This is a genomic window from Kamptonema formosum PCC 6407 (assembly GCF_000332155.1).
In the GTDB taxonomy this organism is placed as follows: Bacteria; Cyanobacteriota; Cyanobacteriia; order Cyanobacteriales; family Microcoleaceae; genus Kamptonema; species Kamptonema formosum.
This window is the reverse complement of record NZ_KB235904.1, coordinates 1,344,815-1,371,668: the sequence shown is the minus strand read 5'-3', so window position 1 is coordinate 1,371,668 and position 26,854 is coordinate 1,344,815. Positions and strand designations below refer to the sequence as shown.

Genomic DNA, 26,854 nt, shown 5'->3' with positions numbered 1-26,854 from the left:
AGGATATCAAGCTAAAAGACGTAGGTGCATCGAAAATTAGCAGCCCCGCCTACACCCCCCGACAACTGGCAGAAAATCATATTTCTAGCTGCTGTACCCACAGGGGGTCTCTGTAGTCGAGCTGTCCTAGCTAGATTAGCAAAACTTAGGCACACTTGATTAACATGAGCTACTGCATAAATCCGGCCTGCCCCCAACCTCAGAACCCGCCTGAAGCCATCCAATGTCAGGCGTGCGGTTCGCGATTGCTGCTGCGAGCTCGCTATCAAGTAATCCAACCTCTAGGACAAGGGGGTTTTGGAGCCACATTCCTAGCCAAGGATATATCATTACCTGGTCAGCCGACTTGTGTGGTCAAGCAACTGCGCCCCAACGCCACATCGCCGCGAATTTTAGAAATGGCACGGGAGTTATTTAAGCGCGAAGCCAAAACTCTTGGCAAATTGGGCGATCACCCCCAAGTACCGCGACTGCTAGACTACTTTGAAGCCGGTCAGCAATTTTATTTGGTTCAGGAATACATCAAAGGCGCTACCCTCAAACAGGAGGTCAAAACCTCTGGCCCCTTCAATGAATCCGGGATTATAGAATTTCTTAAAGAACTGCTACCAGTAATCAATTACATTCACAGTCAAGGAGTGATCCACCGGGATATTAAACCCGCGAATATCCTCCGCCGCAGTCAAGATAACCGCTTGGTACTGATTGACTTCGGAGCCGTAAAAGATCAAGTGGGTCAGACAATTTTACTGGACATGACGGATCAGACGGCTAATACAAAATTCTCCGTCGGTACATTTAGCTTCGCCCCTCCCGAACAGATGGCGATGCGACCAGTTTACGCCAGCGATATCTATGCTTTGGGGATGACGTGCTTATTCCTGCTGACAGGCAAATCCCCTAAAGATTTAGATTTCGACCCAGTAAGCGGCGAAATTATCTGGCAGTCCCATGTTTACGTCAGCAAGCACTTGGAAGGTATCCTCGACAAAATGCTTCAACCGATGGTTGGCTACCGCTACCAGTCGGCTAACGAAGTTCTCAGAGCCCTCAATCACGAACTAGAAGATACCTCTAGCCTTTCCGATGGCATGGTCAGCCAAAGAAGACCCCATCAGCAACCGGAAGACCCGACTGTATTTAACGCTGACGGTTCAGCATGGCTGTCGCCGGCAGCAAAAATCGCTCAGGATATTCGGGCCAGACAAACTCGCTTGGGTAATAAAAGCTCCTTCTCTCAAACTGGGGGAACGGGGATGCAGTCTAAAAATGGGCGCAATCCCGCTACTTCCAGAACTGGAATGACGGGGATGACGACCCACAATTCGGGCGGAAAAGGCTCGAAACTTCCGCCAAAGTGGGATGCGAATACGCTGCGCTCTGCCTATTTTAAAGGCAAGAGAGACTTTGCCGATTGCGATTTGGGCGGTTTGAACTTGAAGGGTGTAAATTTGGCCGGGGCAAATTTTTACGAGGCTCGATTGACTAGAGCAAATTTGCAAGGGGCTGATTTGTCGGAGGCAAATTTAGGTCACGCCCGATTAGTGGAAGCGAATTTGCGGGATGCGAATTTAACTCAAGCTTATTGCAGTACGGCAAATTTACAATCAGCGGATCTCAGAGGTGCTAATCTCGCTGGTGCTTACTTAAGTAAAGCCAATTTGCGCGGGGCTAATTTGTGCGGGGCTAATCTGATTGATGCAACGGTTTCTGATGAGCAATTAGCTATGGCTAAGACGAATTGGATGACGGTAAAGCCTGATGGTAAAAGAGGTTTTGGGCTTTAGAAAAGTAGCGAAAATTGTAGTAAGTATGTAACTTTTGTATTATTCAAAACTTAAAACTTAAAACTCAAAAATTACTTCCTTCACCCAATCAGGTAATGCAGTGGAAGGAAGTACGATCGCTTTGGGAAAGTGTAATTTAAAAGTAATACTCAATCGATCGTTCTACTACCTCTGGCAGATGTGGTATCAATAGTTCAGATGAAACTGCTTAAAAACCGCTATGAGCTGATATTGCACATAGGCATCCTTGCCTTAGCCTATTTTTTGACGGGAAAACTGTCCGCGTCGATGTTGGGACTGGCGAAAGCGGAGGCTTCCCCAGTGTGGCCGCCGGCGGGAATTGCCTTAGCAGCATTTTCATTGAAAGGCTTCCAAATGTGGCCAGGGGTAGCGATCGGTTCTTTTTTATTGAATTCAACGGGGGGAATAAGTATACCTTGGCCGACGATCGCGACCAGTGCTTTTAGCGTTACTCTCCAAGCGATCGCTGGGAAAATGCTGCTCGATCGCATCGGTTTTTCTCCCCGCCTGGAACGTCTGCGAGATGTGATGGCATTACTGGCTGCTGCTGTCATCTCTACGATCGTAGTGGCTACTCTGGGTAATTTGAGTGGGTGTATTTTTGGTATCGCTAACTGGAGCAGTTTTTGGACGAATTGGTGGACAACTTGGATCGGAGATGGCATGGGGATTTTAATTGTGACTCCCTTGTTGTTGATTTGGAGTTTAGGAGTTAAAAATTTCAAATTAAAGATTAAAAATGGGATTTATCCAATTTCAAATTGGAAATCTGAAACTTTTAATTATTTTGAGTTTAGTATCTGTCTGAGTTTATTGACCTGCGTTAGTTTGTTAGTATTTGGCTCGAAAACTGAGGCAGAAATTGCACTTTATCCTTTAGAATATTTGCCTTTTCCTTTAGTAGTTTGGGCGGCCTTGAGATTTGGTCAGGAAGGGGCGATTTTGGCTAGCGTGATTGTTTCCACTCTCGCTATTTTTGGTGCTGTTCAAGGAGGCGGCCCTTTTGTTGCTAAGAGCTTAAATCTCAGTCAGGCTGTGTTATTTTTACAAGTTTTTATGGGTGCGATCGCGAGTACGGCTTTAATCTTAGCTGCTGCTGTTGCGGAACGTCAGCAAGCATTAGTAGATGTACATCGCACGGCTTCTCTATTGCGAGAGAGTGAAGCAAGTTTAGCTAATGCTCAACGTATTGCTCAATTAGGTAACTGGGATTTAAAATATGCAGTTGAAAATGCAGCTAGCGATAATTTTCAATCCTTAATTGAAATGCCTTATTCATCGAAATTAAGAGGGGAAAGAAAGTCTATAATTGAGTTGCGGTGGTCGGCGGAACTTTACCGTTTGCTGGGTTATGTTCCTGGTTGCTGTGAACCCAGCGAGGAAGCGTTTTTACAAGCAGTACATCCCGAAGATCGGGAGTTAGTGGCGCGATCGCATCAGAGAGCAGTATTTGAGCAAAAACATTATTGTATTGAGTACAGAATTGTCCTCCCAGATGGGAGCGATCGCACTTTGCGGGAACACTCAGCCGTTAAGCACAATGGGATGGTGGCGGCGGTACAGGATGTCACGGAGCGTAAAGCCACTGAAGAAGCTTTGCGGGTGTCTGCTTGGCGCGATCGCTTGTTAGGCGAAATTGCACTGCGAATTAGGCGATCGCTTGACCTCGACGAAATTCTTAATACTACTGTCGCCGAAGTCAGACAATTTTTGAAAGCAGACCGCGCCTTTATTGCTACTTTAAATAGTATCGAAGCATCCCCGACAAAATCTCAGTATAGTATCATAGTTTCCGAGTCGGTAAATCCCGATTTTCCTTCGATTTTAGCCTGGAAATTTACCGATAATAATCACATTAATGAAGTGAGAAAATATTACGCCCATAATGCCGTCTGTGCCATTGCCGATACCACTCAAATAGAAATACCAGCCGCAATGGTTGAATACTACCATAATTATCAAGTACGGGCGGCATTAAACCTGCCAATTATGTTAGGAGAACAGCTATTTGGACTGTTGGTAGTCAATCAGTGTGCCGGAACGCGCCATTGGCAAGAATTTGAAATTGATTTATTAGAAAAACTAGCTACACAAGTCGCGATCGCTCTTCAACAAGCGCAGTTGTTACAGCAAGTAACAACTCTCAATGCTAACCTAGAACGCCAAGTCGAAGAACGCACCCAAGAACTCCAGCAAAAAATGCAAGAACTTCAAGAAAGCAACCGACTTAAAGACCTATTTATACACGCAGTTTCTCACAATCTCCGCACCCCACTGATGGGAATGTTGATTTTGCTAAAAAATTTGCTTAACAAGCCTTGCATGGGCAATTTGCCAGGGGAAAATCAGCAAAAAATACCCGTTCCTCGTTCAATTTTGGAACGAATGGTACAGGGTAGCGAACATCAGTTAAGTATGGTTAATTCTCTTTTAGATGCTCACGCCAGCGAAGTAAACGGAATTGTCCTCAACTGCACCCCACTACAATTAAGCGATTTGAGTTCAGACGTTGTAAAGGATTTAGAACATATTTTAGGTAAAAACAACGCAACTTTAACTCAAAGCGTACCCGCAGATTTACCCCTAGTAAATGGCGATGCTAAACAGTTGCGGCGCGTATTTGAAAACCTGCTGACGAATGCTCTCAAACACAACCCACCCGGAGTAAATTTAAGCCTTAAGATAGATGTGATTAATGCAAGCATCAAAACAAGACAATGCTCAATCCCCCATCCATCGACTTATAATTTAGGGAAAAGCACAAGCGAAAGTAACATAATTCGTTGTACGATTGAAGATAATGGAATAGGGATAAGTCCTCAGCAATGTGCATCTCTGTTTGAACTTTACGTTCAAGACCCTAATAATAGACAATTGACTGGTCTAGGTTTAGGACTATATATCTCTCGCCAAATTATTAAAGCTCACGGTGGCGAAATGGGAGTTGATAGTAATCTCGGAGTTGGTTCAAAGTTCTGGTTTACACTACCTATTGCTAACTATTGTTTGAATTATGAAATATAACAATCACGAAGATGGACAAGGCTATTTCTATTGCTTTAAAAACTTACGTAACGCCATCTTCTAGGCGGTATATTACCGCCTAGAAGGCGGCGTTACGTAATTAGTTCTAGGTTGTTTATAGCTAAATCCTTCTTACTTCTTCTTCTTCTTCTTCCTTCTTCCTTCTTCCTATGACCAATCTGAGCAATGTTAAAGCAGCTCAGTTGTCCGTCAATTATGAGGTTTGGCGTGACCGTTTTCTGAGAAACCGCCTGCGTCCCGCCTTGTGGATTGCAGTCTTTTTTGCTTTAACAATTACGGTTTATCTTTGGGGAGAATCTATCTTCGATCCCAAAGAATTTAAAGCTGCAAATCTCTATATTGGTATTGCTGTTGAATTAGGATTGCTTACCTGTTTAACATTGCACCAAACTGAACTAGGAAGGCGCTATCCTAGTTTATTATTTTTAGGTTTTTCTTGGTCGCTAACTATCATTGTACAGGTAGGAGCGGCCCTAATTGGTCAAGCAGAACCTCAGACTTTAATGTGGTGTTTGGCATTTTTAACTCAGGCGACATTAATGCCCGTGCGATGGCCCCTTCATGTAGTTTCACAGTTAGGCGTAGTTGCTTGTTATATAGGAGTAAATTGGGCGCTTAATCTCACCATCGCGAAGATGACAGCTTTCCATTTTGCAGGATTTTATTTATATTTATTTTGGTTTTGTTTTATCTGCGATTTGTCGGTATATTTGTACGAGCGCTTACAGCGAGATGAGTTTGAAACTAGGCGGTCTTTGGCAGTAACTTATGATAAGTTAGAAGCAGCGGAAGCGAAGTATCGCAGTATTTTTGAAAATGCCGGGGAGGGAATTTTTCAGAGTACTCCTGATGGGAGATATATTACAGCAAATCCGGCTTTAGCTAGAATTTATGGCTACGATTTATCGGAAGAAGTAACAGATATTTTTACTGATATAGAACATCAATTATATGTAGAACCAAATCGCCGCGCTGAGTTTATTAGACAGATTGAAGAACACGGGAGAGTATCGGATTTTGAGTCTCAAATCTACCGCAAAGATGGCAGCATTGTCTGGATTTCTGAGAACGCACGAACGGTGCGAGATGCTAATGGCAAGGTGCTTTATTATGAAGGTTTAATTGAGGATATCACGCAGCGAAAGCAGGCGGAGGAAGCTTTGCGGGTGTTTATCCATGCTCTCTCTCACGACTTGCGAAACCCGGTTGCAGGGATGTTAATGGTGTTGAAAAATTGGGAGAAAAAGCCTGGGGATGGGATCGCAGTACCGCGATCTATTTTATTGCGGATGATTCAAGGGAGCGAACAGCAATTAAAGTTAATAAATTCGCTTTTGGAAGTACAGGCTAGCGAGGTACGGGGTTTAGTTTTGCAATGCGAACCCCTACATTTGAGAGGTTTAATTGAATCTGCGATCGCAGATTTAGAACCAATGCTAGTGCAACATCAAACGGCTGTAAAAAATCAAGTTTCAGCCGATTTACCATTAGTTAATGCTGACTCTACGCAGTTATGGCGAGTATTTTCAAATTTGATTGCTAATGCTTTAAAACACAATGCGCCGGGACTTAATTTGACGATGACTGCGGCAATAATAGAGGTGGATAATCAGAGGAAAATTGCCGAGCGTTCAATCAAAATGATTCGCTGTACTGTGGAGGATGACGGCGTGGGAATACCTGCTGAACTATGCGATCGCCTTTTTGACCTTTATGCTAGGGGTTCTCAAGTTCGGCATTCTCTTGGTTTGGGTTTGGGACTATATCTTTGTCGCCAAATTATTGCCGCTCACGGAGGGGAAATTGGAGTAATTAGTAGTCCGGGTGCGGGTGCTACTTTTTGGTTTACTTTGCCGATTGTTGATAGTTAGGTTAAATAAAATTGCACTTAGGCATCATATTTTAATGGTTCGCCATTGAGAAAATTAATTAGTTTTTCCTGTGGGCCTAATCCGACCTCTTTTATTCCCATAAAACTTAAGAGATTATATGTGTTTAGCCTTTCTTGGTTGGTGGTTATCCTGTCGGCAATTAAACGCAGAATCACTTGCTGAGGTTCTGTTAACTGATCGATAGTTGTACCTTCTGGGATCTTTTGCCAGTTAAAAGCAAGTTCCTGTAATAAATCCCCGCAGTCATATATTTGTTGTTCAGGTTCCGCCAAAACTACTAAAATCTGCGCTAATTTACTATCGTCAAGCCGGCTAAAAAAATTAATAATCATCCAGTAATGTGCGGTTGCCATTGGGTTGTCATAGTGTTCCCACAAATGGGTAAATAACTCTTTATTTTTGATCAAACTTAGGAGCCGATTGAAAGCATTGTTTGAGATATTTTCGCCCGCTATATAAGCAAGGCTAACCCCGGCAGAAAGTTTGACAATATCGCTTTCATTTGAGTTCAAAATTTCCTCACAAAAAGCGGCATCTACAAGCGTACTTTTGCTGAGAAATGCCAGACACAAGGGAATTGTCGCTTTTACCATTTCATCAGACTCGCAGGTAAAATGCTGAATCATTAAATTGCATATCCGCTCTGCCTCTGACTTGCAACAAGAAAGCGTATAAGCAGCGGCTATTCTAACTTTGGGATAGTTGTGTTCTAGTAAATTAAGATAAAGATTGATTCCTTTATAAACTGCCTCAAAAGTCCCATTTACCCACCCTAACTCAATTAGCAACTGTTCCTGATATTCAGAAGGATATTCCTTATCTAATTCTAATATCTCATACTTGAAAACTGGCTGAGTGCCAAAAAATGTTGCTGCGGTTGCCAAGTGTGCCAGATCGATCAATATTGATTCTAATAAATCTGGTTCTGATTCGCGTGAGAGACGTTCTTGGAAAAATGGGACTATAAAATAAGCAGGCCAGGTCAATGTTCCCTGGTGCCAACTTGCATACCACAATTCCATCTGAGCCTCGCTACGTACCTTTTTATCATCCGCTGATAGGTCTTTTAAAAGAGTTACTAGCTTCTCGCCTAATTCGCTTTCTAGCCTATCCCAATCAATGTTTTCTAAGTTTTTAAACATTGTTATTTTCCTCTAAACTTGGCGTGTAAGTTATAGATATTGGCTTCCTTTCAATTTAACGCAACTTTTTGTATTACAGTCAATTTCTATTGCCTTACTTTTAATAGATGCAACCAAAAACTGCTACATCATAATAAATCTCCTGACATAAACTCTGTTACAACGGCAACAATACAACCCTCAGCATCAAGTCCAAAATAAGAAGCGTAGAAACCATCACCCTCACCCGAATCAAATGCAATCACATTTGCGTGTGTAGAGTCATCTACACATAGATTAGCCCAATTAAATCCAAGGTTATAGTTTTCTTCTAGTGCTTCTCCAAGCTTGCAACTCAAACTTTCTTCATAAGTTTCTGCTTTCCAAGTATTATCAACAATAATTTGACCAGCATCTGCATCCATAAAACAACCTGTTCCAGAGTCAACGCCATAACCGAATACTTCATTTCCTGAAAGCACACTTAAGTCTTCACCCAGTTTAGTAGCCAATTGCCACTTGATAGGAGCTTGCTCGTTGAAGCGAAGCATTGCATAAGCAACTGTTTTATTATCATCCTTTGGATTATATCCAACACTTAAAATCACTGGATAATGACCAGATTTAAATTGAGGAGCAAAAGGTTCTGTACCTGGAAAAACTAGAGGGTCGCAAGCTACTAACTTTCCTGAATTTAAAGTTAATTTTCCAATTTCATAGGATGTTAAAGTCAGCTCGCAAAACTGAGTAATTAATTTGTGTCCAGGCTGAAAAGCTTTCATCAAATCTAGCTTACTCATTCTTCACATCCTTATAATCTTAAACAAGCCCTGCTCTCAATGCTACTACTGCTGCCTGCACTCTATCATCCACTGCTAACTTATTCATAATACCACGAACGTGAGTTTTAATAGTATTAGGACTGAGATAAAGTGCAGCAGCAATTTCAGGATTGCTATAACCTTCTACCATCAGTTTCAATACTTCTGATTCCCGCTGTGACAGTTGACCTATACTTGCTGTAGATACAGGGGTAGGAGGCTTGAGATTTTCAATCACAGTCCTAGCAATTTGAGGATCGAGATAGGTAGCACCTTCAGCAGCAGCGGCAATTGCAGCTAACAAACGCTCTACTGAAGCACCTTTAATACAGTAAGCATCTGCACCGCTAGAAAGAGCAGCAATAATTTCTGTTTCCGCCGTATGAGAAGTTAGCATTACCACTCGTACATCAGGTAATTTTTCTTTAATTTGTTGCGTTGCTGCAATTCCATCCAGTCGTGGCAAACCGATATCCATCACGATCAGATCGGGTTTAAGCCTTAATGCTGCTTCGACTGCTAAGTAACCGTCTTCTGCTTGTCCTACTATTTCTAAATCGGGACAATCCCCTAAAACTTGCTCTAATCCCAATTGCATCATTGGGTCATCTTCAACAATTAAAATTCGCATAATTGGTAATTGCTAATGGCTAATGGCTAATGGCTAATGGCTAATGGCTAATGGCTAATGGCTAATTGCTAATTGCTAATTGCTAATAGTTAACACTTGAACTAAGTCTCCGGCTTGAATCCAAGTTTGATCCACAGGGATAACTGCTAAACCTGTAGTATTAGCTAGGTTAATTAAATTACCTGAACTTTGACTGCCGCTAGCGGGTTCAAATTCGTAATTGCCAGCACATAAATGTAATTGACCCCAGAGGTAACTTTCTCGCTTCCCATCCGATCGCAAATCTACGCGCGATCGCGCCTGCACAAACTCTGGCCCCCAAGCTTCCTGTTTAAGTCCAGAAAGTTTCCGCATTGCTGGCTGGACGAAACGCCAAAACGTTACTAAACTAGAAACGGGATTGCCAGGTAAACCAAAGTAAAGACATTGAGAATTGGTAATTGGTAATTGGTAATTGGTAATTGGTGAAATCGGGGAATTTCTCTGTTCCTCTCGTTTAAAACTTGCTACAGTTAGGGGTTTACCTGGTTTCATTCCTACCGCGCGGATGTGAATTTCTCCTCCTAAAGATGCGATGATTTCTTCAACATAATCGTAATCCCCCACCGAAACGCCGCCAGTGGAAAGTACGATATCGGCGGTGGAAATGGCAGATGCGATCGCATCTTTTAACTTTTCGCGATCGTCGGGAATAATCCCTAACCGGATAATTTCTGCACCCGCTTGCGAGCTCAAGGCGGCCAAAGCATACTGATTCGAGTCTACCAATTGACCCGGTTGCAAAGGTTGCTCAGGAGACACTAATTCGTCGCCAGTGGAGAGAATTGCAACGCGGGGACGGCGGTAAACTGGTACTTGGATACATTGCGCGGCCGCTAACACGGCGATTTCTGGAGGGTTGAGGACTGTACTCGGCATCAACAAAGGCGTACCTGCTTGATAAAAAGCGCCTTTGTGACGCACAAATGCTGTGGGTTTGGAAGGAGAAACTAAGATCGAAATGCGATCGCCATCCCTGCGCGTTTCCTCCTGCATCACCACTGTATCAGCACCAGCAGGCATAACAGCGCCAGTAAAAATCCGGGCAGCCTGTCCCGATTCAACAGTAAACTGAGGCTGATATCCTGCGGGAATTTCTTCGATAATTTCCAGTATTATAGGTTGAGTTGAGCTACAATTTTCCACATCCGCAAACCTCACGGCGTAACCATCCATTGCCGAATTATCCCAGTGAGGAAAGTCGAGGGAACTTGTCACAGGTGCAGCTAAAATTCGCCCCGACGCGGCCAATAAGTCTATCTTTTCTACATCCCTTTGACTGTCGAGGGGTTGTACTAAATCTAAAATAATTGATTCTGCTTCTTTAACTGACAGCATCGCTGTCCCCCTATCTGATAATACTTTTGTTAGTTTAGCAAAAAAGTAGCCATAGTGGGAATTTATTTTTTGCTATTCTAGGATAATCTTATTGTTTTAGCCTTCACTTATGTCCACATTTATCTCTCTATTTTGGCTGAATACGTTATCTTTGCTACTGGTAGGGATTTCAATTATTCTTACTAAATTATATGGATTAGAAGTCAAGGATTTATTTTTTCATCCTTTGTTTTACCCTCAGCCAAATGTCGCTTTTTTAACTCGCATATTCCAGTTATTGTGCTGCGTACCTGTCATTGTTTGTGCTTTTAGCTATGGACTACTTAAAACTTTTAATCCTCGCAATTCAGACAAGGAATTTATTCTAGCATCGGCTCTTTTGACAGGAGGATTCATGTTAAATGAAATTTACAGAATTCATATATACCTTGTAGGAATGGGAATCTCTAAGCTAGGAGTTAGTTTTTTCTATGCTCTTGCTTTATTTTCCTACGGATGGTTTTTTCGGCGGCAACTAAAATCTACTCCTTACGGGGTATTGCTAGTGGGCGTGGGGTTATTGTTTTTTGCGATCGCAGTAGACTCCCAGCACTTAAAAAACAAGATGATTTCCAGCTTATTAGAGGGAGTTCCCAAGTTATTTAGCGAGATTAATATCGTATTCTATTATTGGTGTGTCTGTAAATATTCAGTAGAAAAATCTATCAATCAAATTATTAAAACATAATTTTTAACCTTTGACAAATTAGTTAATCTCTGATATGATAATGATATCTACCGCAAACTAGATTAAAATATTTGCTGCTTACTTAGCACAAAATTGTCAACATCTATGTTTAGCATAAAATAGTATAAAAATAGAAACAATTATGACCGCTGTCACCATAAACTTTAACTCTGTTGTCCAAATAACTGACGACCAATTTTATCAATTGTGCCGAGATAACCCCGATGTCAAATTTGAACGTAATGCCAAAGGAGAAATAATTATTGTGCCACCTACAGGAGGAGAAACCGGAAATTGCAACTCAGAAATTAATGCAAATTTTGTTATTTGGAATCGTCAAACTAAGCTAGGCAAAGTATTTGACTCTTCGACTTGTTTCAAATTCCCAAATGGTGCAGATCGTTCCCCCGATGTTTCTTGGATAAAACAAGAAAGATGGGATGCACTCACTCCCCAACAAAAAGAAAAATTCCCGCCAATTTCTCCAGATTTTGTCTTAGAATTAATGTCGCCGACTGATACTCTCAAAGAGACACAATCCAAAATGCAAGAATATATGGAGAATGGTGTCAGACTCGGCTGGTTAATTAACCGCAAAACCCGGAGAGTTGAAATCCATCGCCAAGGACAAGAGGTAGAAGTGTTAGCATCGCCAACAGAATTATCAGGAGAGGATGTTTTACCCGGATTTGTTCTCAACTTGCAAACAATTTGGTAACAATTTTATTAATACTAAAATCCCTATTACTATGAACGCTGTCACCATAGATTTCAATTCTGTCATCAAAATAACCGACGAACAATTTTATCAACTGTGCCAAGACAACCCCAATGTCAAATTTGAACGTAATGCCAAAGGAGAAATAATTGTCATGCCACCGACGGGAGGAGAAACTGGAAATCGTAATTTTGAAATATCAGTTGATTTTGGAATTTGGAATCGACAAACTAAACTAGGAGTTTGTTTTGACTCTTCCACTTGCTTTAAACTACCTAACGGTGCAGATCGTTCCCCCGATGTCTCTTGGATTAAACAAGAAAGATGGGATACACTTACACCGGAACAAAAAGAAAAATTTCCACCAATTGCCCCAGATTTTGTTTTAGAGTTAATGTCACCAACTGATACGCTCAAAGAAACACAATCTAAACTGCAAGAATATATCGATAATGGTGTCAGACTCAGCTGGTTAATTAATCGCAAAACCCGCCGAGTCGAAATCTATCGTCAAGGACAAGAGGTGGAAGTGCTGCAATCTCCAATAGAATTATCAGGAGAAGATGTTTTACCCGGATTTGTTCTCAACTTGCAAACAATCTGGGACTAATTTTGATAAAATTGTATAAATATTACTTAATGAATCTGATGCAAACAAATACTGAGATTGAATTAAATCAAACAAGCGATCGCGCAAATTCCCTTACCCCCGAACAACACAAGCAGAAAATGCAGCGTCGCAAAGAAGTACAAGACCAACGCATTGCTGAAAAATCAGGGGAAAAAGGTTTAATTATCGTCAACACTGGTAACGGTAAAGGGAAGACGACGGCCGCCTTGGGAATGGTGCTGCGATCGCTTGGTCACGGCTACCGCGTCGCCATAGTACAATTTATCAAAGGAGCCTGGGAACCCGCAGAAAAAGCCGTTTTTGAGAAGTGGGAAAACCAGCTAGAATTTCATGCAATGGGAGAAGGCTTCACCTGGGAAACCCAAGACCGCGATCGCGACATTGAAAAAGCTCAACAAGCATGGGGAAAATCCTTAACATTTATCCGTAATTCTGACTTTAGATTAGTCTTGCTTGATGAAATCAATATAGCACTAAAATTAGGTTATTTGCAAGTCGAGCAAGTGCTAGCAGGACTGGAAGAAAAACCAGAACTATCTCACATTATTTTAACAGGTAGAGGCGCACCAGCAGGACTCATAGAACGGGCAGATTTAGTAACAGAAATGACTTTAGTTAAACATCCTTTTAAAGAGCAAGGTGTTAAAGCTCAACCAGGTATCGAGTATTAAATACATAACTTCCACAAATGACAACTAATGGACTAGAGCCGACTACCTTTAACGATCTATTATCCTTGGCACTATCTTCTATTGAGTCTGCACAATCAACAGCAATACCTATCTCTGGAAAACTGGCGCTACTGCAAGCAAATCAACTAATCTTATCTCAAAACAACATTAATGTTAATGCCAATCTCTTGCTGCAAACCTTATGGAAAATAGCCCTAATTAATCCCTTTGATGACTTTGTTCAGACTTGCTTAACCTGCGAAGGAATCAATCAAGTTCAGGGATTTAGAGAACTTAGAAATAAAATAGCAATAGCCTACAATATTCAAGGGAATGCCTTCTATCAACAGGGTCAAATTCAGCAAGCAACCCTGCAATACGAAAAAGCATTACAAATAGGACAAGAACTTGCTCCCGCTGACTTGCTTGGCATTTACTTTAATGCAGGAATGGCATCTTTTGTACAAAAGCAACCCGAAAAAGCACAACATTTTTTTCAAAAAGCACTACAAATTCAACCTAACTTAGCGCAAGTAGAGCAGATGCTCATTAGGGTAAATTATCAACTTGAAACTAAGCAAAAAGGATATAAATTTAGTCAAGATTGGTTTAGCAGAAATCTCGCAATCTGGCAAGAGTATTTAATGTGTTTTCGCAATCAACCCGATTTAAACATACTAGAAATAGGAAGTTGGGAAGGGAGGTCTACTTGTTGGCTATTAAACAATATTCTCACTCATCCCTCGTCGCAAATTACCTGTATCGATACATTTGAAGGCGGTGGAGGAACTGAACTAGAAGCAAGCGATACTAAAGAGTCTATAGAAGCAAGATTTGACTTTAACATTGTCCTGACTGAAAGCATAGCAAAAGTCACAAAAATTGTCAACAAATCGAGAGCAGCATTGCGGGAAATTCCCTTTGATAGCTTTGATATTATCTATATTGACGGCTCTCATTTAGCTTGCGATGTACTAGAAGATACCCTTTTAAGTTGGGGACTTCTCAAGATAGGAGGTTTGATGATTTTTGATGATTACGATCATGTTTTTCGAGAATTTCCTCATCAAAATACTAAGATTGGGATTGATGCTTTTATGGCAAGTTTTTGTAATAAAATTCAGCTTGTTCATCAATCTCATCAAATTTTTGTTAAAAAGATAGCTGATTAAAAATGTAGAGGAATTTAACTACTATATTCTACTCATTTAATTAGTAGCCTGCCTAATTCCTGATATTTTCTAACAATGTGCTATACTTAAAGATTAGTTAGCTACAAGCTAAAGCTACTAGCCCCTGTCAAAGCAGGAGAAGAAAATGGTTCAGAAAATTGCTCTATTTAATCACAAGGGTGGTGTTAGTAAAACCACAACTACATTCAACTTGGGATGGATGTTAGCCACCAAAGGAAAAAAAGTAATCTTAGTAGATGCAGATCCACAATGTAACCTCACAGGAATGGTTTTAGGATTTTCAACTAAGGAAGACCTAGAGGAAGTCTATAAAAAAGAACAGAATATTAAATCAGGTTTAGCACCTGCATTTGAATCAAGACCTAAGCTAATTGAGGCTGTAGATTGTTTACCAGTAGAAAAGTGTGATGGTTTGTTTTTATTGCCTGGTCATGTGGGATTTGCTGAATATGAGGTAACATTAGGCATGGCACAGGAGCTAACTGGTTCAATTAAAGCATTGAAAAACTTACCTGGTTCAATTTCATATCTTTTGCAGAAAACAGCAGACAAATTTGAGGCCGATTATCTATTGATTGATATGAGTCCAAGTTTAAGCTCAATCAATCAAAACCTACTGATGACCAGTGATTTTTTTATCCTTCCTACCAGTCCTGACTTTTTTTCAGTAATGGCAATTGATTCTTTGGCAACAATTTTGCCAAAATGGTATGCCTGGGCTCAAAAAGCTTCAGAAATCAGGATTTTAAAAGAAGCTGACTATCCATTTCCCAAAGTTACACCGCGCTTACTTGGGACTATTCTTCAAAACTATACAATCATAAATGGAGAGCCTGCTGCGGTTTTTCCAAAGTGGATTGATGAAATTAAAGTAGCTGTTTCTACTAGATTAGGGCCATCTTTGCGACAAAATAATATGCTCCTAGCTAAAAAGATATACAGAACTCAAGAAATCAGTAGTGATTTCTGCCTTGCAAAAATTTCTGATTTTAACAGCCTGATTGCTAAGTCTCAAGAGAAGCAAACACCAATTTTTGCTCTCACGCGAGATCAAATAGGGCAGTCTGGTATAATTCTTAAAAAGACTCTAAGAGCACAAGAAGAGTTCAAAAAAGTTTTTTCCACACTGGCAGACAGAGTAATTGAGTTAACGTGCCATGCAGTCAGCAATTGATCAATTTCGCATCAGTATTACCCGCGTTCGCGATCTAATTGCTTTACATAACTCTCTCAAAGCTCAAGCTACCAGTGTTCTGGATATTTCAGATATTTTAAGAGCCGCACTTGTTCTAGCAGTTAGCGCTTTAGACTACTATATTCACGAAGTTGTCAGGATAGGAATGTTAGAAATTCATCGCGGCCAACGTCCTGAACCTCCAGCATTTTCCCGATTTCAGCTTTCATTAGGTAGTGCTCGCGCAGGTATAAATGCAGGACAAAATATTGATGCCTGGTTAGAAGATGAAATTCGTCAACGCCACAGCTATAAAAGTTTCCAGCAACCAGAAGCTATAGCTGATGCTATCCGGCTGATTTGTGATAAAAAGTTATGGGAAGAAGTCTCTATGAGCATGGGTAGACCAGCTAAAGATCCTCAGATTAAACAACAATTAAATCTCATTATCGATCGTAGGAATAAGATTGCTCACGAAGCAGATATAGATCCTACATTATCAATAGGTAATCGCTGGCCTATTGACGAACTATTAGTCAATGAGGCGATTGACTTCCTAGAGCAAGTTGTTGAAAGCATACACAATATTTTATAACCCACAACAACATTTTAGCTCCAAATTTCTCTAAGTTCTGTTAGTTTTAAATAAATTAGCGATAGGTTTCAAACTATCAGCATTAAACCTATCGCTACCACCTCAAAACTACTAAACCTTAGCCCCCTCCTTCACCAAATTACCCCAACCCAAATCCTTAAGCGAATTATTCCGACGCAAAGGACGAGTCACCAACTCCAAAATATCCCGCGCATTCCCAAACCCGTGAATCTGAGCAAAAGTAAACTCAACTGACCACTTAGTATTAATCCCCCGCGCCTCCAAAGGATTAGCATGAGCCATACCCGTAATCACCAAATCAATATTCTGCTCATAAATCCGCTGAATCTGATTGTAATTATCCGGTTTCTCCACAATTCTCGGAGTAGGAACCCCCATCTCATGGCAAGTCTTCTCCAATAACTCCAACTCCGCCGCTTGATACCGCTTATCCATATAAGGAATACCAATTTCCGGGCAAGTCATACCGCAGCGAATCAAAAACCGAGCCAAAGAAATCTCCAGCAAATTATCTCCCATAAAGAAGACAGACTTACCGCGAACTATCTGTAAATAATCCTCCAAACTTGCCCAAATTTGTGCTTCCCGCTCGTCTAAACCCTTCGGTTCAATATTTAAAACCGAGCAAATCTTTTCAATCCAAGCGCGAGTACCATCAGGGCCAATCGGGAACGGAGCACCAATTAACTTACACTTCCGACGGCGCATCAAAGTAGTAGCAGTCCGCGACAAGAAAGGGTTCATCCCAGACACATAATACCCTTCTTCCAACACTGGCAATTCAGTGTAACGCTTAGAAGGCAACCAACCAGAAACCTTAATTCCTTGCTTCTTCAATTCTAAAGTTAACTGAGTTACAACCGGGTCAGGCAAAGAACCAAAAAGCACCAAAGGAGTATGCTTCACATATTCCGATTCATCGGCTGCAACTTCCTCTTTCTTCTTCCCAAAATTCAGTAATTGAGAAATAGCATTCCGTTCCTGTTTTTGAGATTCCATAACAGGCGCTTTCTCAGGACACTTAGCAGCCATAGCCGCTAAAACCGTATCTTCCCCTTGGGTAAAAGCATAATCCAAACCATTAGCACGAGCCGTTACAATTGGAATCCCAATCTCAGCTTCTAACTTCGGTGCTAACCCTTCCAAATCCATCTTAATAATTTCCGTCGTGCAAGTGCCAATCCAAACAATTACACTAGGATTGCGATCGCGCTTAATCTGCAAACACAAACGCTTCAACTCTTCATAATCATTCAACTGAGCCGAAATATCGCCCTCTTCCAACTCCGCCATCGCATAGCGGGGCTCAGCAAAAATCATCACTCCCATCGCATTTTGCAGAAAATAGCCACAAGTCTTAGTACCAATTACCAAGAAAAAGCTATCCTCAATCTTTTGATAAAGCCACGCCACACAGCTAATCGGGCAAAAGGTGTGATAATTTCCAGTTTCACACTCAAAATGTAGCGCTTCAGGTTGAGTAAGAGTCTCCATGACCTAAAATTTTCTCCGTTTAATTGTTTATTAGTGCGTAATTCCTAATTTGAGCAAACAAACCCTCCCTGAAGTACATACCGCCTTCAGGGTGGGGATTCATTTCCCCAAACTGCACAGTCAAAATCAGTAATTTTGAGTTATAGCAACCGCCAGGGCGGTTAGGGGCTAGGGGCTAGAGGCTAGGGAAAGAAGGGAAAGAGAGTCAATGGTTTCAGCCACGATCGAGTGTCCTAACTGCCTTGGCGGTTGCTATATCAGATTGCTTCCTTCACAATTCGAGTTAAGCGCCTGAGATGATTTGTAGGGGTGGTGTTTCTCCGTCCGTAAGCAAGTTTTGAATATTGAGTTAATTCGCAATTCCAAACTTAACAACGACGAGAGCGATGGGTACTCCACCCCGAACCATCAACGATCTAGGCAACAACTCTTAAGTTGAATACAACCCTTACTTAAAGTCCGATAAGAACCCAGAAATTTCTTCATCCTCATCGGCATCGTCATCTAGTCCCAAGGCATCTAGATCGGCTTCATCAGCATCTCCAGATGTTGCTTCGCCTAGAGCATCAAGCCCGATCTCATCCAAGTCATCTGATAAGGACAAGCCGCCAAAATCGTCATCTTCCTCATCCAAACCCCCCAGATCCATATCTAGGTCATCTGAGGTTGCTTCCCCAAAGGGATCGGGTATGGATTCTGGCACGAAATCATCGTCTTCTTCCCCAAAAGGATCTGCACTCGCGACAACTATCTCCTCAGACTCCTCAGAAACCGATAGCCCAAACTCATCATCGGCATCTTCCTCTAGTCCACCGAACCCATCCAAGTCATCGGAGGCTGATACCCCAAACTCATCATCATCTGACTCTTCCTCCATGTCACCTAAGCCCATGCCGCCCAAGTCATCTGACTCTTCCTCCATGTCACCTAGACCCATGCCAGCTAAGTCATCTGACTCTTCTTCCATGTCACCTAGACCCATGCCAGCTAAGTCATCTGACTCTTCTTCCATGTCACCTAGACCCATGCCAGCTAAGTCATCTGACTCTTCTTCCATGTCACCTAAGCCCATGCCAGCTAAGTCATCTGACTCTTCCTCCATGTCACCTAAGCCCATGCCAGCTAAGTCATCTGACTCTTCTTCCATGTCACCTAAGCCCATGCCAGCTAAGTCATCTGACTCTTCTTCCATGTCATCTAAGCCCATGCCAGCTAAGTCATCTGACTCTTCTTCCAGATCCAAATCCCCAAATGATTCCTCATCAGACGAGATCAGTGCAGAAGTTACTGCCGCGACTCCGGCAACTCCGGCAACTCCGGCTGCTGCTAAGCCGATACCGCCCATAACATTAGAATTGTCGGCAGCGGGCGTTGTTGCTGCTGGAACGGCTGCGGGTGCAGCGCTGGGAGTTGGAGGCACTACTGGGGGTGCTTGGGCAGGTCTTGCGGTTACAGTTGGCACAGATGCGATCGCAGGTGGTACTACCTCTGACGAAGAAATGCCCAAGGCAACATCAGGGTCAAAATTTAACCCTAAAACCTCAATCAACGTTTCTGGATCTGGGTTAAGCCTAGTAAAAGGCAACATTAACTGTTCCAGATTCGGTTCGAGTGCGTTGAGAACTCCCAGGATGAGATAAGAGGGAGGCCGCCTGCCCCCGTCGGGGGTTGATACCGACTGTACCTGCATTTGGAGTACCAGCCAGGAACGATTGGCTTGGTAATACTGCAACCACTTTTGTTTTAAAGTACCTGATAAGTCTTCAAAAAAAGCCATGACCTCTATCTCCTCATCCTGAAATGCTAGACCTATTAAACCATCATCAGGTCTAGCTCTTCTTCCTCTCTGGCAACTTGAGGTGCAGGATTGAGGTAAAAGTCAGACAACAAAGAAAATAGTTCGCGATCGGGGGTGTCGTTGGGTACTACACCTTCGGGACAGGCCAATATCTGATCGGCGATGTTTAGGTAGTAATCGCAGACGTAGTTCAGAGAGGGATCGCTCTCTGCCATTTCAAACAGTGTTTTGCCTTTGACGCGGGAAATCCGAATATCTTCGATCAGAGGCAGCACTTCTAGCACTGGCATGGGTACTGTCTCTATATACTTTTCGATCAAGTCGCGCTTGGAGGTACGATTGCCGATTAGTCCGGCGAGGCGTAGAGGGTGAGTCCGAGCTTTTTCGCGCACTGAGGCGGCGATCCGATTGGCAGCAAATAAGGCATCAAAGCCATTGTCGGTAACGATCATGCAGTAGTCGGCGTAGTTTAAGGGGGCAGCAAAACCGCCGCAAACTACGTCTCCGAGTACGTCAAACAAGATGATGTCGTACTCATCAAAGGCGTTGAGTTCTTTGAGCAATTTTACAGTTTCGCCAACGACGTAGCCGCCGCAACCAGCACCAGCGGGAGGGCCGCCTGCTTCTACGCAGTCAACGCCGCCGTAGCCTTTGTAGATGACATCTTCGGGCCAAACGTCTTCGTAGTGAAAGTCTTTCTCCTGAAGGGTGTCAATAATTGTGGGGATCAGGAAGCCTGTGAGGGTAAATGTGCTGTCGTGCTTGGGATCGCAGCCAATTTGCAGCACTTTTTTGCCGCGCCGTGCTAAGGCAACTGAGATGTTGCAGCTAGTTGTCGATTTCCCAATGCCACCTTTTCCGTAAACTGCTAGTTTCACTGTGTTCTCCTATCGGTTCCTATCAAAACTATTGGGACGGTATTTTTTGCTTGTGGGCGCAATTATATTTGCGCTTTGTGCGGGCGACCCTTATGCCTTTGATTCAAATTTGGATTGGCCTTGTTTGGCTCCTTGATGGCATTATTGTCTAACTTCTCTAGAAAATAAAGGGGTGTCAGAGAGAGATTGGGTAGTAAACTAGACTATTTTCGCTCTTAATTTTAATAAACTTGCTATTTGAGATTATAAACCATATTTAAGGCTTTTTAAGATTTTTTAAGATTTTTATGTTAACTTTTTTATATAAAGAGGTACAAAATTAAATAAAGTTCAAGCTGCTAAGAATATTTGCTAATAACCCTGAATCTCCTATCTAGCTATTTGATTGCTGACGATCGCTAGATTATATAAGCATAAATACTTAAAGAACAGAGTGAAATCATAGTTAGTCTCAGTAATCACACCTATTGATGCTGAAACTTAAGTTTGATCGAGACGTGACCGAGGGGTTTGGAAAGTAAGAGGTGATTTTTGTTAAAAATTATTAATTTTTTGTAATTGTGATGGTCGCTAATTGCTAATTACCATCCTCCCCATCTCCCCATCTCCTCCGCTCCCCCGCTCCCTCGCTCCCCAGCTCCCCAGCCCCCTCTTCCCCTAGCCCCTAGCCCCTAGCCCCTAGCCCCTTCTTAAGGAGTGTAGATGACGCTGAAGTAAAAGCCTGAGTCTTGGGCATTGTTGCCCTTATCTTGAATGTTAATTATCGGCAGAGCGTAGTCTATACGTACATTAACTTTAGGTATGGGTTCCCAAAGGATGCCCAAACCGATGCCAGCTAAAAAGGCGCGATCGCCCCCGAAAATATTTGTATTAGGAAAAGCTATTTCATTGGGATTATTCTGAGAATTCCAGACCATGCCCATATCGATAAACGGAGCTAACTGAAGATTAGGCACTTTAGAGGAAGGATCTCGCTCGATAGTAATCCTGTCTTCAACTGAGAATCGGAAACCATTATCGCCCGATCGCACGTTTTGCCGATAGCCCCGTAAAGATTGCCCGCCCCCAATCACAAACTGCTGGGATGGTAACAGGCTATTGGCTGAGAGTTGCAAATCTGCCTGTAAAATCAGCAGATGATTTTCATTGAGCCTTTGTACCCGTTGCACCTGACCTAGCCAGCTAAAAAATAGCCCATCAGGAACCGGAGATTCATTGACAGTAGCATCGAATAAACCAGTACCAATGCTGAATTGCGATCGCAGAGCCCAAGCGCCGCGAGGATCGCGACGAATGTAGTCCTGTCCAATCTTGATCGCGCTGGTAGTAGTAACGCCTGTATCGCTACCTTCCTCCCCTGGGCCCAAACCAAAGGGAAAGGGATCGCCGGCGAGATAAGTGCGACCCCTCTGATAAGTAAAACCGAGAGATACAGCAAACTCCTGTATCGGCGATCGCAATAACGGCTGGCGATAACTGATTTCATACAGTTGAGATTTCCCGGAAATATCGAACTGATCGAAAGGTGCTTGGACAATACTATTGCGGTTTGGTGCCACCCTCAATTGCACCGTACCGTTCATCGCATTAACTGGAATGCGGTAACTAAAGTCAAAAACATCAGAGTCGCCAATAGCTCGGTAATAAGCCGCCGCTAGTTCGTCACCCCTACCAGTAATATTGCGGTGGCGCACATTCACGCCTAACCGCTCTGAACCGACACTAGGTGGTGAATAATTATCAATACTGAAGTTAGCTTGAAAAGGGTTAGCTTCGATGACGCGGACGATCAGGATACTTTCGCCTTCCTTCTCGCCGGCTCGCAGGCTTGCTTCTACATTGTCAAACAAAGGATCGACACGCAGCAGCCGGAGTTGATCTTCCAGCTTGGCGGTACTCAGGGGTCGTCCGGCCCCTAACCGAATGCGGCTGCGGACGTAGGATGGATTTAAGCGTTTGGTTCCTTCGACTTCAATTTTGGCCAGCTTTCCTTCGATTACCTGAATTTGGACGTTACCATTGGTGATGGTTTGAGGTGGGACAACGGCTCTGGAGGTGATGTAGCCGCGATCGAGGTAAATAGTGGTAATTTTATCTGCGGCTTCCCTAAGTTGTTCTAGGGTAACGGAACGCCCTTCTAGGGGCTTAACGATCGCCTCAATGTCTTCGCGACTTAAGATTGTGCTGCCAACGACCTCGATTTTCTGCACTGGAATGGGTACATTCGGCAGTTCTGGCTGTGGTGAGGGGGTGGGTTGGGGTTCTACTTGCGGTGGTGCTTGGGGCGGTTCTGGGGTTGGTTCTGGGGGCGGTTGGAGGAAGCGATCGCGATTGGGATCGGGATTTAGATCGGCAGGATTGAGATCGGAAGGTAGATTTTGTGGAGTTTGGGGTGTCTGGGCGAGAAAGTTACAAGTTGGTTGTTGGCAAGTTGCAGGTGGGGTGGAGGGGGAAGAGAAGTTATGAGTTGTCAGTTGTGAGTTGTGAGTTAAAAATTCCCTATCTGGTTGAGGAGATAGGGTGGATATCAACTCATGGGAGTGGGAAATCCCACTAGCGCGATCGCCAGGAGTAGGAACAGATGTATTCAATTCACTAGAAATCTGCTGTAGGTAGCCCCAAGAAGTTCTGAAGCTTGGTTTTTTCTGGGGTTCAGATTCAGAATCTAGATTGCTTTGGGGAGGATCTAGTTTTAGGGCAGGATCGGGGAGAGATAAGGAAGTCAAACTGGATAATTTAGATTCCGAGTTAGTCTGCTTTGCCTCTAAATCATTCAATACTTTTACTAATTTTTCAGCTTCGGCGCTGCTTTCCTTTTGTGCTTCTGGCTTGCTAAAGTCTGTTGCTACTCCGTCCTTTTCTGCCTTTTGACCTGGCTCGACAACCGTATCCCATGCCCCGTTTCCCGTATTTACTTGGTTTGAGGTGAGGGTTGGCTTGAGTGAAATGTCCAGAGTTTGGGAGAGAGCGTCGTTGCCCCAAAAGCAAGCGATCAGGACTGCACTGGGAATTGAGACTCCACACCGAAACATGACAAGACTTGCACTCCAGGGCATAAAATATTTGCTCTTTAATTAATTTGTTGGCTACTTTACCATGAGAGTTTATCTTATTAGAATTCAGGATTTAGAAGCAGGAGCCAGCAGTCAAGAGTCAGAATCAAGAATAATTCAGCAGCTAGAATTTAGAATTCAGAATAATTTATGCTGACGGATGTATTCTGAATTCGTAGTTTTGACAAATGTATTCCAAATTCTATTGGCAATTAATGGCAGGATCTCACCCGCTGAAAACTGCAATTAGCCGCTCGTTAGACTAAGGCAGAAGCCAGGCAAAATTCTCCCGTCACTCCCTCTCGCTTGCTTGTTGTTCCCTCATTCCCTTTTCTGCCTGCCCCCTGTGTCCCTGGATTAATTTGTGGGAATCAATTGAATCTGCACCAATGGTTGTTGGGCTATTTTTTCTAGCTCAACTGCGCTCAAAAGTTCAGTCCACTTGACTGTTAGTGCTGAATCAGCGGGCTGAGAACGACGCAGATCCGCTAAGGTAGTAATATATTCGTACCATAAGGATTCTTTGGCGTAAATGTTAAGGCGATCGCGTTCCGATCCAACCCCATCTAACTGAGATTTCAGGCCTGCCGTCATTTCGACGCGGTTGATCCAGCCAGAAACTACAATATCTGCCTCGCTATCATTAGGGTTGCACTTAATAGTAAAGTACCAATGGTAGTTTTTGCCAACCTCTAAGGAAGCTGCGTTAGCAGTAGGAAGAGTAACGCTAACAATGCCAGGGGCCTTAGCGATCATCCTGAAGCTAGTTTTGTAAACGGTCTTATCAGCTTCATCAGCCAGCTCAAACTCAACTATTTTGTCGAGGGTGGCGGGCACGTAGTAAAAGAATGTTGGATTCGCTGATATCGTTCGCCCCATCGTTGATTTGGGAATCAATGCAGTGGTGCTAGTGGGGCATTCTGGCCCGCGAGTGCCACCACCTTCCCGACGACCAGGGACTCCCCGATCTGGCGGTTCAAAAGCGTTCCAACTCGCATCTGGTCGCTGAGTGCTCGCGGAGTTTTCATTGGGGATGGTGGGTTCGACGGTTTGCCAGTTATCTGGTATCTGTTGGGTAGATGCGCGATCGCCTGTTTCTGCCAATATATTTGCTGCCATTGCTTCTTTTGGGAAGCTAGAGGTAGCAACTATGTCTAGAGACAGAGCTAAAGAAAGAAATGCGATGTGTAGAGGAGCCTTTGTCCAAGCCATGATGAACCAGCCTTCAGGTGAACCTAGCAACTTTGTTAGACGGCTTCATTGTATCTAATGTTCCGCCCGATCTAGTAACCTCTTGTACTTAATTTATATCTTTTGGTAGATAGGATTGATTTTATCGCTCAAAGCCAGTATCAGATTCACCCTCTCGCCGTTGAATGCTAGCCTAACTCTCAAGGAGGCCGACAACTAGGCGTGCGCTGGCACGGTGCAGTGATGCTTGTTGATTTTCACAGGCCGATCGGTTTGATTTTCACACTACCCACACTCATATTTATCATGCACCTAAATTCACCCGCTCTCTCAGATCAAGGGCTTTCACGGCTGCGGACGGTCAGGCCGATAGGAGTCTTGGCAATACATGGTATCGCGTTTTTAGGGGATGAACTCTTTGGTCTTGATAAACCAGGGGGACTGCTGGTTTCGATTGACCCTGAAACTGATAATACGACTGTGTTAAATCCCTGTCGCGTGGATAAGTTTGTGGATGCTACTGGTTTGGCTATTTGGGAAGATAGCCTCTGGTTTGTCCGGGATGACAGCGTGTACGTCTGTCCCGGGGCAATTCGTGACGGTTCTATTGCTGAAATCGAACCTCAGCATTTTGTTTCGCTTCCTTACTCTGCCGATGGGGTTGCAGTTTGGAATTCTACTGTTTATGTGACTTGTCAAAAAGCAGGTTGCATTATTGTTTTTAACCGCACTAATCGCAAAGAGATTACTCGGTTTTACTCGCCCGGTATCGGGGTTGAGAATATTACGGTGCGGGGTGAGGAACTTTGGGTTTGCGATGCGACGGAACAAACGGTTTACTGTTTGGAACGAGGGACTGGAGAAGTTCGCTTTAATGTGTTAACACCATTTGAGTCGCCTACAGCTTTAGCTTTTCACACAGATGCTGCTACTGGGAAAGAAGTTCTTTATGTTGCTTATGCTGGGGAGGAACTTTACATCCGGGACGATCCAAATTCGGAAGATCCTTATCAGTTGACGAAGCGCGATCGCACTTTTATTCATCCTTTGCATTTTCATTACAATGAACGCGATCGCTATGCTTTATCTAATGGTTTTCTGATGGAGATGTCTTATGTGGAGGAACTTGCTCCTCTGGATGAGGTACACATAGATAATCTGGAATGGCGGATTGCGATGCCGTCAGATACTCATCGCCAAAAGGTGCGGCAAATTTCACCGATCGGTATGCCTTTTACTGAAGAAATTCAGGATGGAGAACGAGTAGCGGTGTTTAAGTTTGACCCGCTACGGGCACATGAACGGCGAATTTTTGGCTGGAAAGCTCTACTGGAAGTCAGGAGTATTAAATATGAAATTACTCCCCGCGATGTGGAAAAAGCTCCCGCCTTAACGCCTGAATTTCAAGCTAAATATTTGGTGGATGATGACAGTTTAGCGATGGATTCGGATATTGTGCGTGCTGCTGCTAAGGAGGCAATTGGAACAGAAACAAATATACTCCGAAAATTGCTGAGCATTCGTAATTATGTTTATGATTGCCTTTCTTACAGTATCAGACCGCACATTGATACACCTGATGTTGTACTCCGGCGGGGCACTGGTTCCTGCGGGGAGTATGTGGGCGTGTTGTTAGCTTTGGCTAGGTTAAATGGGATTGCTTGTCGCACTATTGGCCGCTATAAATGTCCGGCTTTTGCTGACAGGAAGGGTGTACCTTTGTCGCCGGATTTTAATCATGTTTGGCTGGAGTTTTATATCCCCGGTTTTGGCTGGGTACCGATGGAGTCTAATCCTGATGATATTCAAGAGCGCGGCCCCTATCCTTTACGATTTTTTATGGGTTTGGCTTGGTATCATGTGGAAATCGGTAAAGGGATTCGGTTTCAAAGTCTCAAAAGTGGGGGACTTCCTTTGAATAAGGAAGAAGTTTCGGTGGGAACCTTGGCGATTAATCACGTTAGGTTTACAATTTTGTCAGAGTTACCAGCTAATTGAAGTGTTAACGGTTAACG

General features: G+C 43.2%; 20 protein-coding genes. 11 read left to right on the top strand and 9 right to left on the bottom strand.

Annotation, left to right across the window (positions count from 1 at the left end):
• Positions 1 to 164 precede the first annotated feature (164 nt).
• The 3 genes from OSCIL6407_RS0123035 to OSCIL6407_RS0123025 all read left to right on the top strand — a co-directional run bounded on the left by OSCIL6407_RS0123035 (position 165) and on the right by OSCIL6407_RS0123025 (position 6,724).
• Positions 165 to 1,787 carry a serine/threonine-protein kinase gene (locus OSCIL6407_RS0123035; RefSeq protein WP_007354303.1) on the top strand — a complete coding sequence of 541 codons (1,623 nt, stop codon included), beginning with the start codon at positions 165 to 167 and terminating at the stop codon, positions 1,785 to 1,787.
• 198 nt (positions 1,788 to 1,985) lie between these two features.
• On the top strand, positions 1,986 to 4,832 hold the full coding sequence (locus OSCIL6407_RS0123030) for a sensor histidine kinase (protein WP_007354302.1): 2,847 nt from the start codon (positions 1,986 to 1,988) through the stop codon (positions 4,830 to 4,832).
• 170 nt (positions 4,833 to 5,002) lie between these two features.
• Positions 5,003 to 6,724, top strand: a complete 1,722-nt coding sequence (locus OSCIL6407_RS0123025; protein ID WP_007354301.1) for a sensor histidine kinase — start codon at positions 5,003 to 5,005, stop codon at positions 6,722 to 6,724.
• 17 nt (positions 6,725 to 6,741) lie between these two features.
• On the opposite strand, the gene OSCIL6407_RS0123020 is transcribed toward OSCIL6407_RS0123025, so the two are convergent.
• The 4 genes from OSCIL6407_RS0123020 to OSCIL6407_RS0123005 form a co-directional block, all read right to left on the bottom strand.
• Complete coding sequence (locus OSCIL6407_RS0123020) at positions 6,742 to 7,887, bottom strand: hypothetical protein (RefSeq protein ID WP_007354300.1); 1,146 nt, start codon at positions 7,885 to 7,887, stop codon at positions 6,742 to 6,744.
• A gap of 128 nt (positions 7,888 to 8,015) precedes the next feature.
• On the bottom strand, positions 8,016 to 8,666 hold the full coding sequence (locus tag OSCIL6407_RS0123015) for a DUF4241 domain-containing protein (protein WP_007354299.1): 651 nt from the start codon (positions 8,664 to 8,666) through the stop codon (positions 8,016 to 8,018).
• A gap of 19 nt (positions 8,667 to 8,685) precedes the next feature.
• A complete protein-coding gene (locus OSCIL6407_RS0123010; RefSeq protein WP_007354298.1) occupies positions 8,686 to 9,318 on the bottom strand; it encodes a response regulator in 633 nt (210 codons plus the stop codon).
• Between the two features lie 75 nt (positions 9,319 to 9,393).
• On the bottom strand, positions 9,394 to 10,695 hold the full coding sequence (locus OSCIL6407_RS0123005; protein WP_007354297.1) for a molybdopterin molybdotransferase MoeA: 1,302 nt from the start codon (positions 10,693 to 10,695) through the stop codon (positions 9,394 to 9,396).
• A gap of 109 nt (positions 10,696 to 10,804) precedes the next feature.
• Here OSCIL6407_RS0123005 and OSCIL6407_RS0123000 point away from each other — a divergent pair, with 109 nt between their 5' ends.
• The 7 genes from OSCIL6407_RS0123000 to OSCIL6407_RS0122970 all read left to right on the top strand — a co-directional run bounded on the left by OSCIL6407_RS0123000 (position 10,805) and on the right by OSCIL6407_RS0122970 (position 16,404).
• A complete protein-coding gene (locus OSCIL6407_RS0123000) occupies positions 10,805 to 11,422 on the top strand; it encodes a hypothetical protein (RefSeq protein ID WP_007354296.1) in 618 nt (205 codons plus the stop codon).
• 142 nt (positions 11,423 to 11,564) lie between these two features.
• Positions 11,565 to 12,140, top strand: coding sequence for a Uma2 family endonuclease (locus tag OSCIL6407_RS0122995; RefSeq protein ID WP_007354295.1), 576 nt, complete (start codon positions 11,565 to 11,567; stop codon positions 12,138 to 12,140).
• A 31-nt stretch (positions 12,141 to 12,171) separates the two neighbouring features.
• Positions 12,172 to 12,750, top strand: a complete 579-nt coding sequence (locus tag OSCIL6407_RS0122990) for a Uma2 family endonuclease (RefSeq protein ID WP_007354294.1) — start codon at positions 12,172 to 12,174, stop codon at positions 12,748 to 12,750.
• Positions 12,751 to 12,788: 38 nt separating this feature from the next.
• Complete coding sequence (gene cobO / locus OSCIL6407_RS0122985) at positions 12,789 to 13,442, top strand: cob(I)yrinic acid a,c-diamide adenosyltransferase (RefSeq protein WP_026103832.1); 654 nt, start codon at positions 12,789 to 12,791, stop codon at positions 13,440 to 13,442.
• Positions 13,443 to 13,459: 17 nt separating this feature from the next.
• Complete coding sequence (locus tag OSCIL6407_RS0122980) at positions 13,460 to 14,614, top strand: class I SAM-dependent methyltransferase (protein ID WP_007354292.1); 1,155 nt, start codon at positions 13,460 to 13,462, stop codon at positions 14,612 to 14,614.
• 145 nt (positions 14,615 to 14,759) lie between these two features.
• A complete protein-coding gene (locus OSCIL6407_RS0122975; RefSeq protein WP_007354291.1) occupies positions 14,760 to 15,809 on the top strand; it encodes a ParA family protein in 1,050 nt (349 codons plus the stop codon).
• A complete protein-coding gene (locus OSCIL6407_RS0122970) occupies positions 15,793 to 16,404 on the top strand; it encodes a HEPN domain-containing protein (protein WP_007354290.1) in 612 nt (203 codons plus the stop codon). Before OSCIL6407_RS0122975 ends, OSCIL6407_RS0122970 begins: the two co-directional genes overlap by 17 nt.
• Positions 16,405 to 16,515: 111 nt before the next feature.
• On the opposite strand, the gene OSCIL6407_RS0122965 is transcribed toward OSCIL6407_RS0122970, so the two are convergent.
• The 5 genes from OSCIL6407_RS0122965 to OSCIL6407_RS0122945 all read right to left on the bottom strand — a co-directional run bounded on the left by OSCIL6407_RS0122965 (position 16,516) and on the right by OSCIL6407_RS0122945 (position 24,860).
• Positions 16,516 to 17,919 carry a ferredoxin:protochlorophyllide reductase (ATP-dependent) subunit N gene (locus OSCIL6407_RS0122965; RefSeq protein WP_007354289.1) on the bottom strand — a complete coding sequence of 468 codons (1,404 nt, stop codon included), beginning with the start codon at positions 17,917 to 17,919 and terminating at the stop codon, positions 16,516 to 16,518.
• A gap of 448 nt (positions 17,920 to 18,367) precedes the next feature.
• Positions 18,368 to 19,696: a DUF5331 domain-containing protein gene (locus tag OSCIL6407_RS32875; protein WP_019487720.1), complete on the bottom strand. Its 1,329-nt coding sequence runs from the start codon at positions 19,694 to 19,696 to the stop codon at positions 18,368 to 18,370.
• Between the two features lie 35 nt (positions 19,697 to 19,731).
• The gene (bchL, locus tag OSCIL6407_RS0122955; protein WP_007353434.1) at positions 19,732 to 20,595 is read right to left on the bottom strand and encodes a ferredoxin:protochlorophyllide reductase (ATP-dependent) iron-sulfur ATP-binding protein; all 864 of its coding nucleotides are present in this window, start codon (positions 20,593 to 20,595) and stop codon (positions 19,732 to 19,734) included.
• 689 nt (positions 20,596 to 21,284) lie between these two features.
• Complete coding sequence (locus OSCIL6407_RS31150) at positions 21,285 to 23,651, bottom strand: ShlB/FhaC/HecB family hemolysin secretion/activation protein (RefSeq protein ID WP_019487719.1); 2,367 nt, start codon at positions 23,649 to 23,651, stop codon at positions 21,285 to 21,287.
• A gap of 354 nt (positions 23,652 to 24,005) precedes the next feature.
• Positions 24,006 to 24,860: a DUF928 domain-containing protein gene (locus OSCIL6407_RS0122945; RefSeq protein WP_007356655.1), complete on the bottom strand. Its 855-nt coding sequence runs from the start codon at positions 24,858 to 24,860 to the stop codon at positions 24,006 to 24,008.
• A 285-nt stretch (positions 24,861 to 25,145) separates the two neighbouring features.
• On the opposite strand from OSCIL6407_RS0122945, the gene OSCIL6407_RS0122940 reads away from it, so the two are divergent.
• Entirely contained in the window at positions 25,146 to 26,837 is a 1,692-nt protein-coding gene (locus OSCIL6407_RS0122940) for a transglutaminase-like domain-containing protein (protein ID WP_026103831.1), read from the top strand.
• The last annotated feature ends 17 nt before the right edge of the window (positions 26,838 to 26,854 follow it).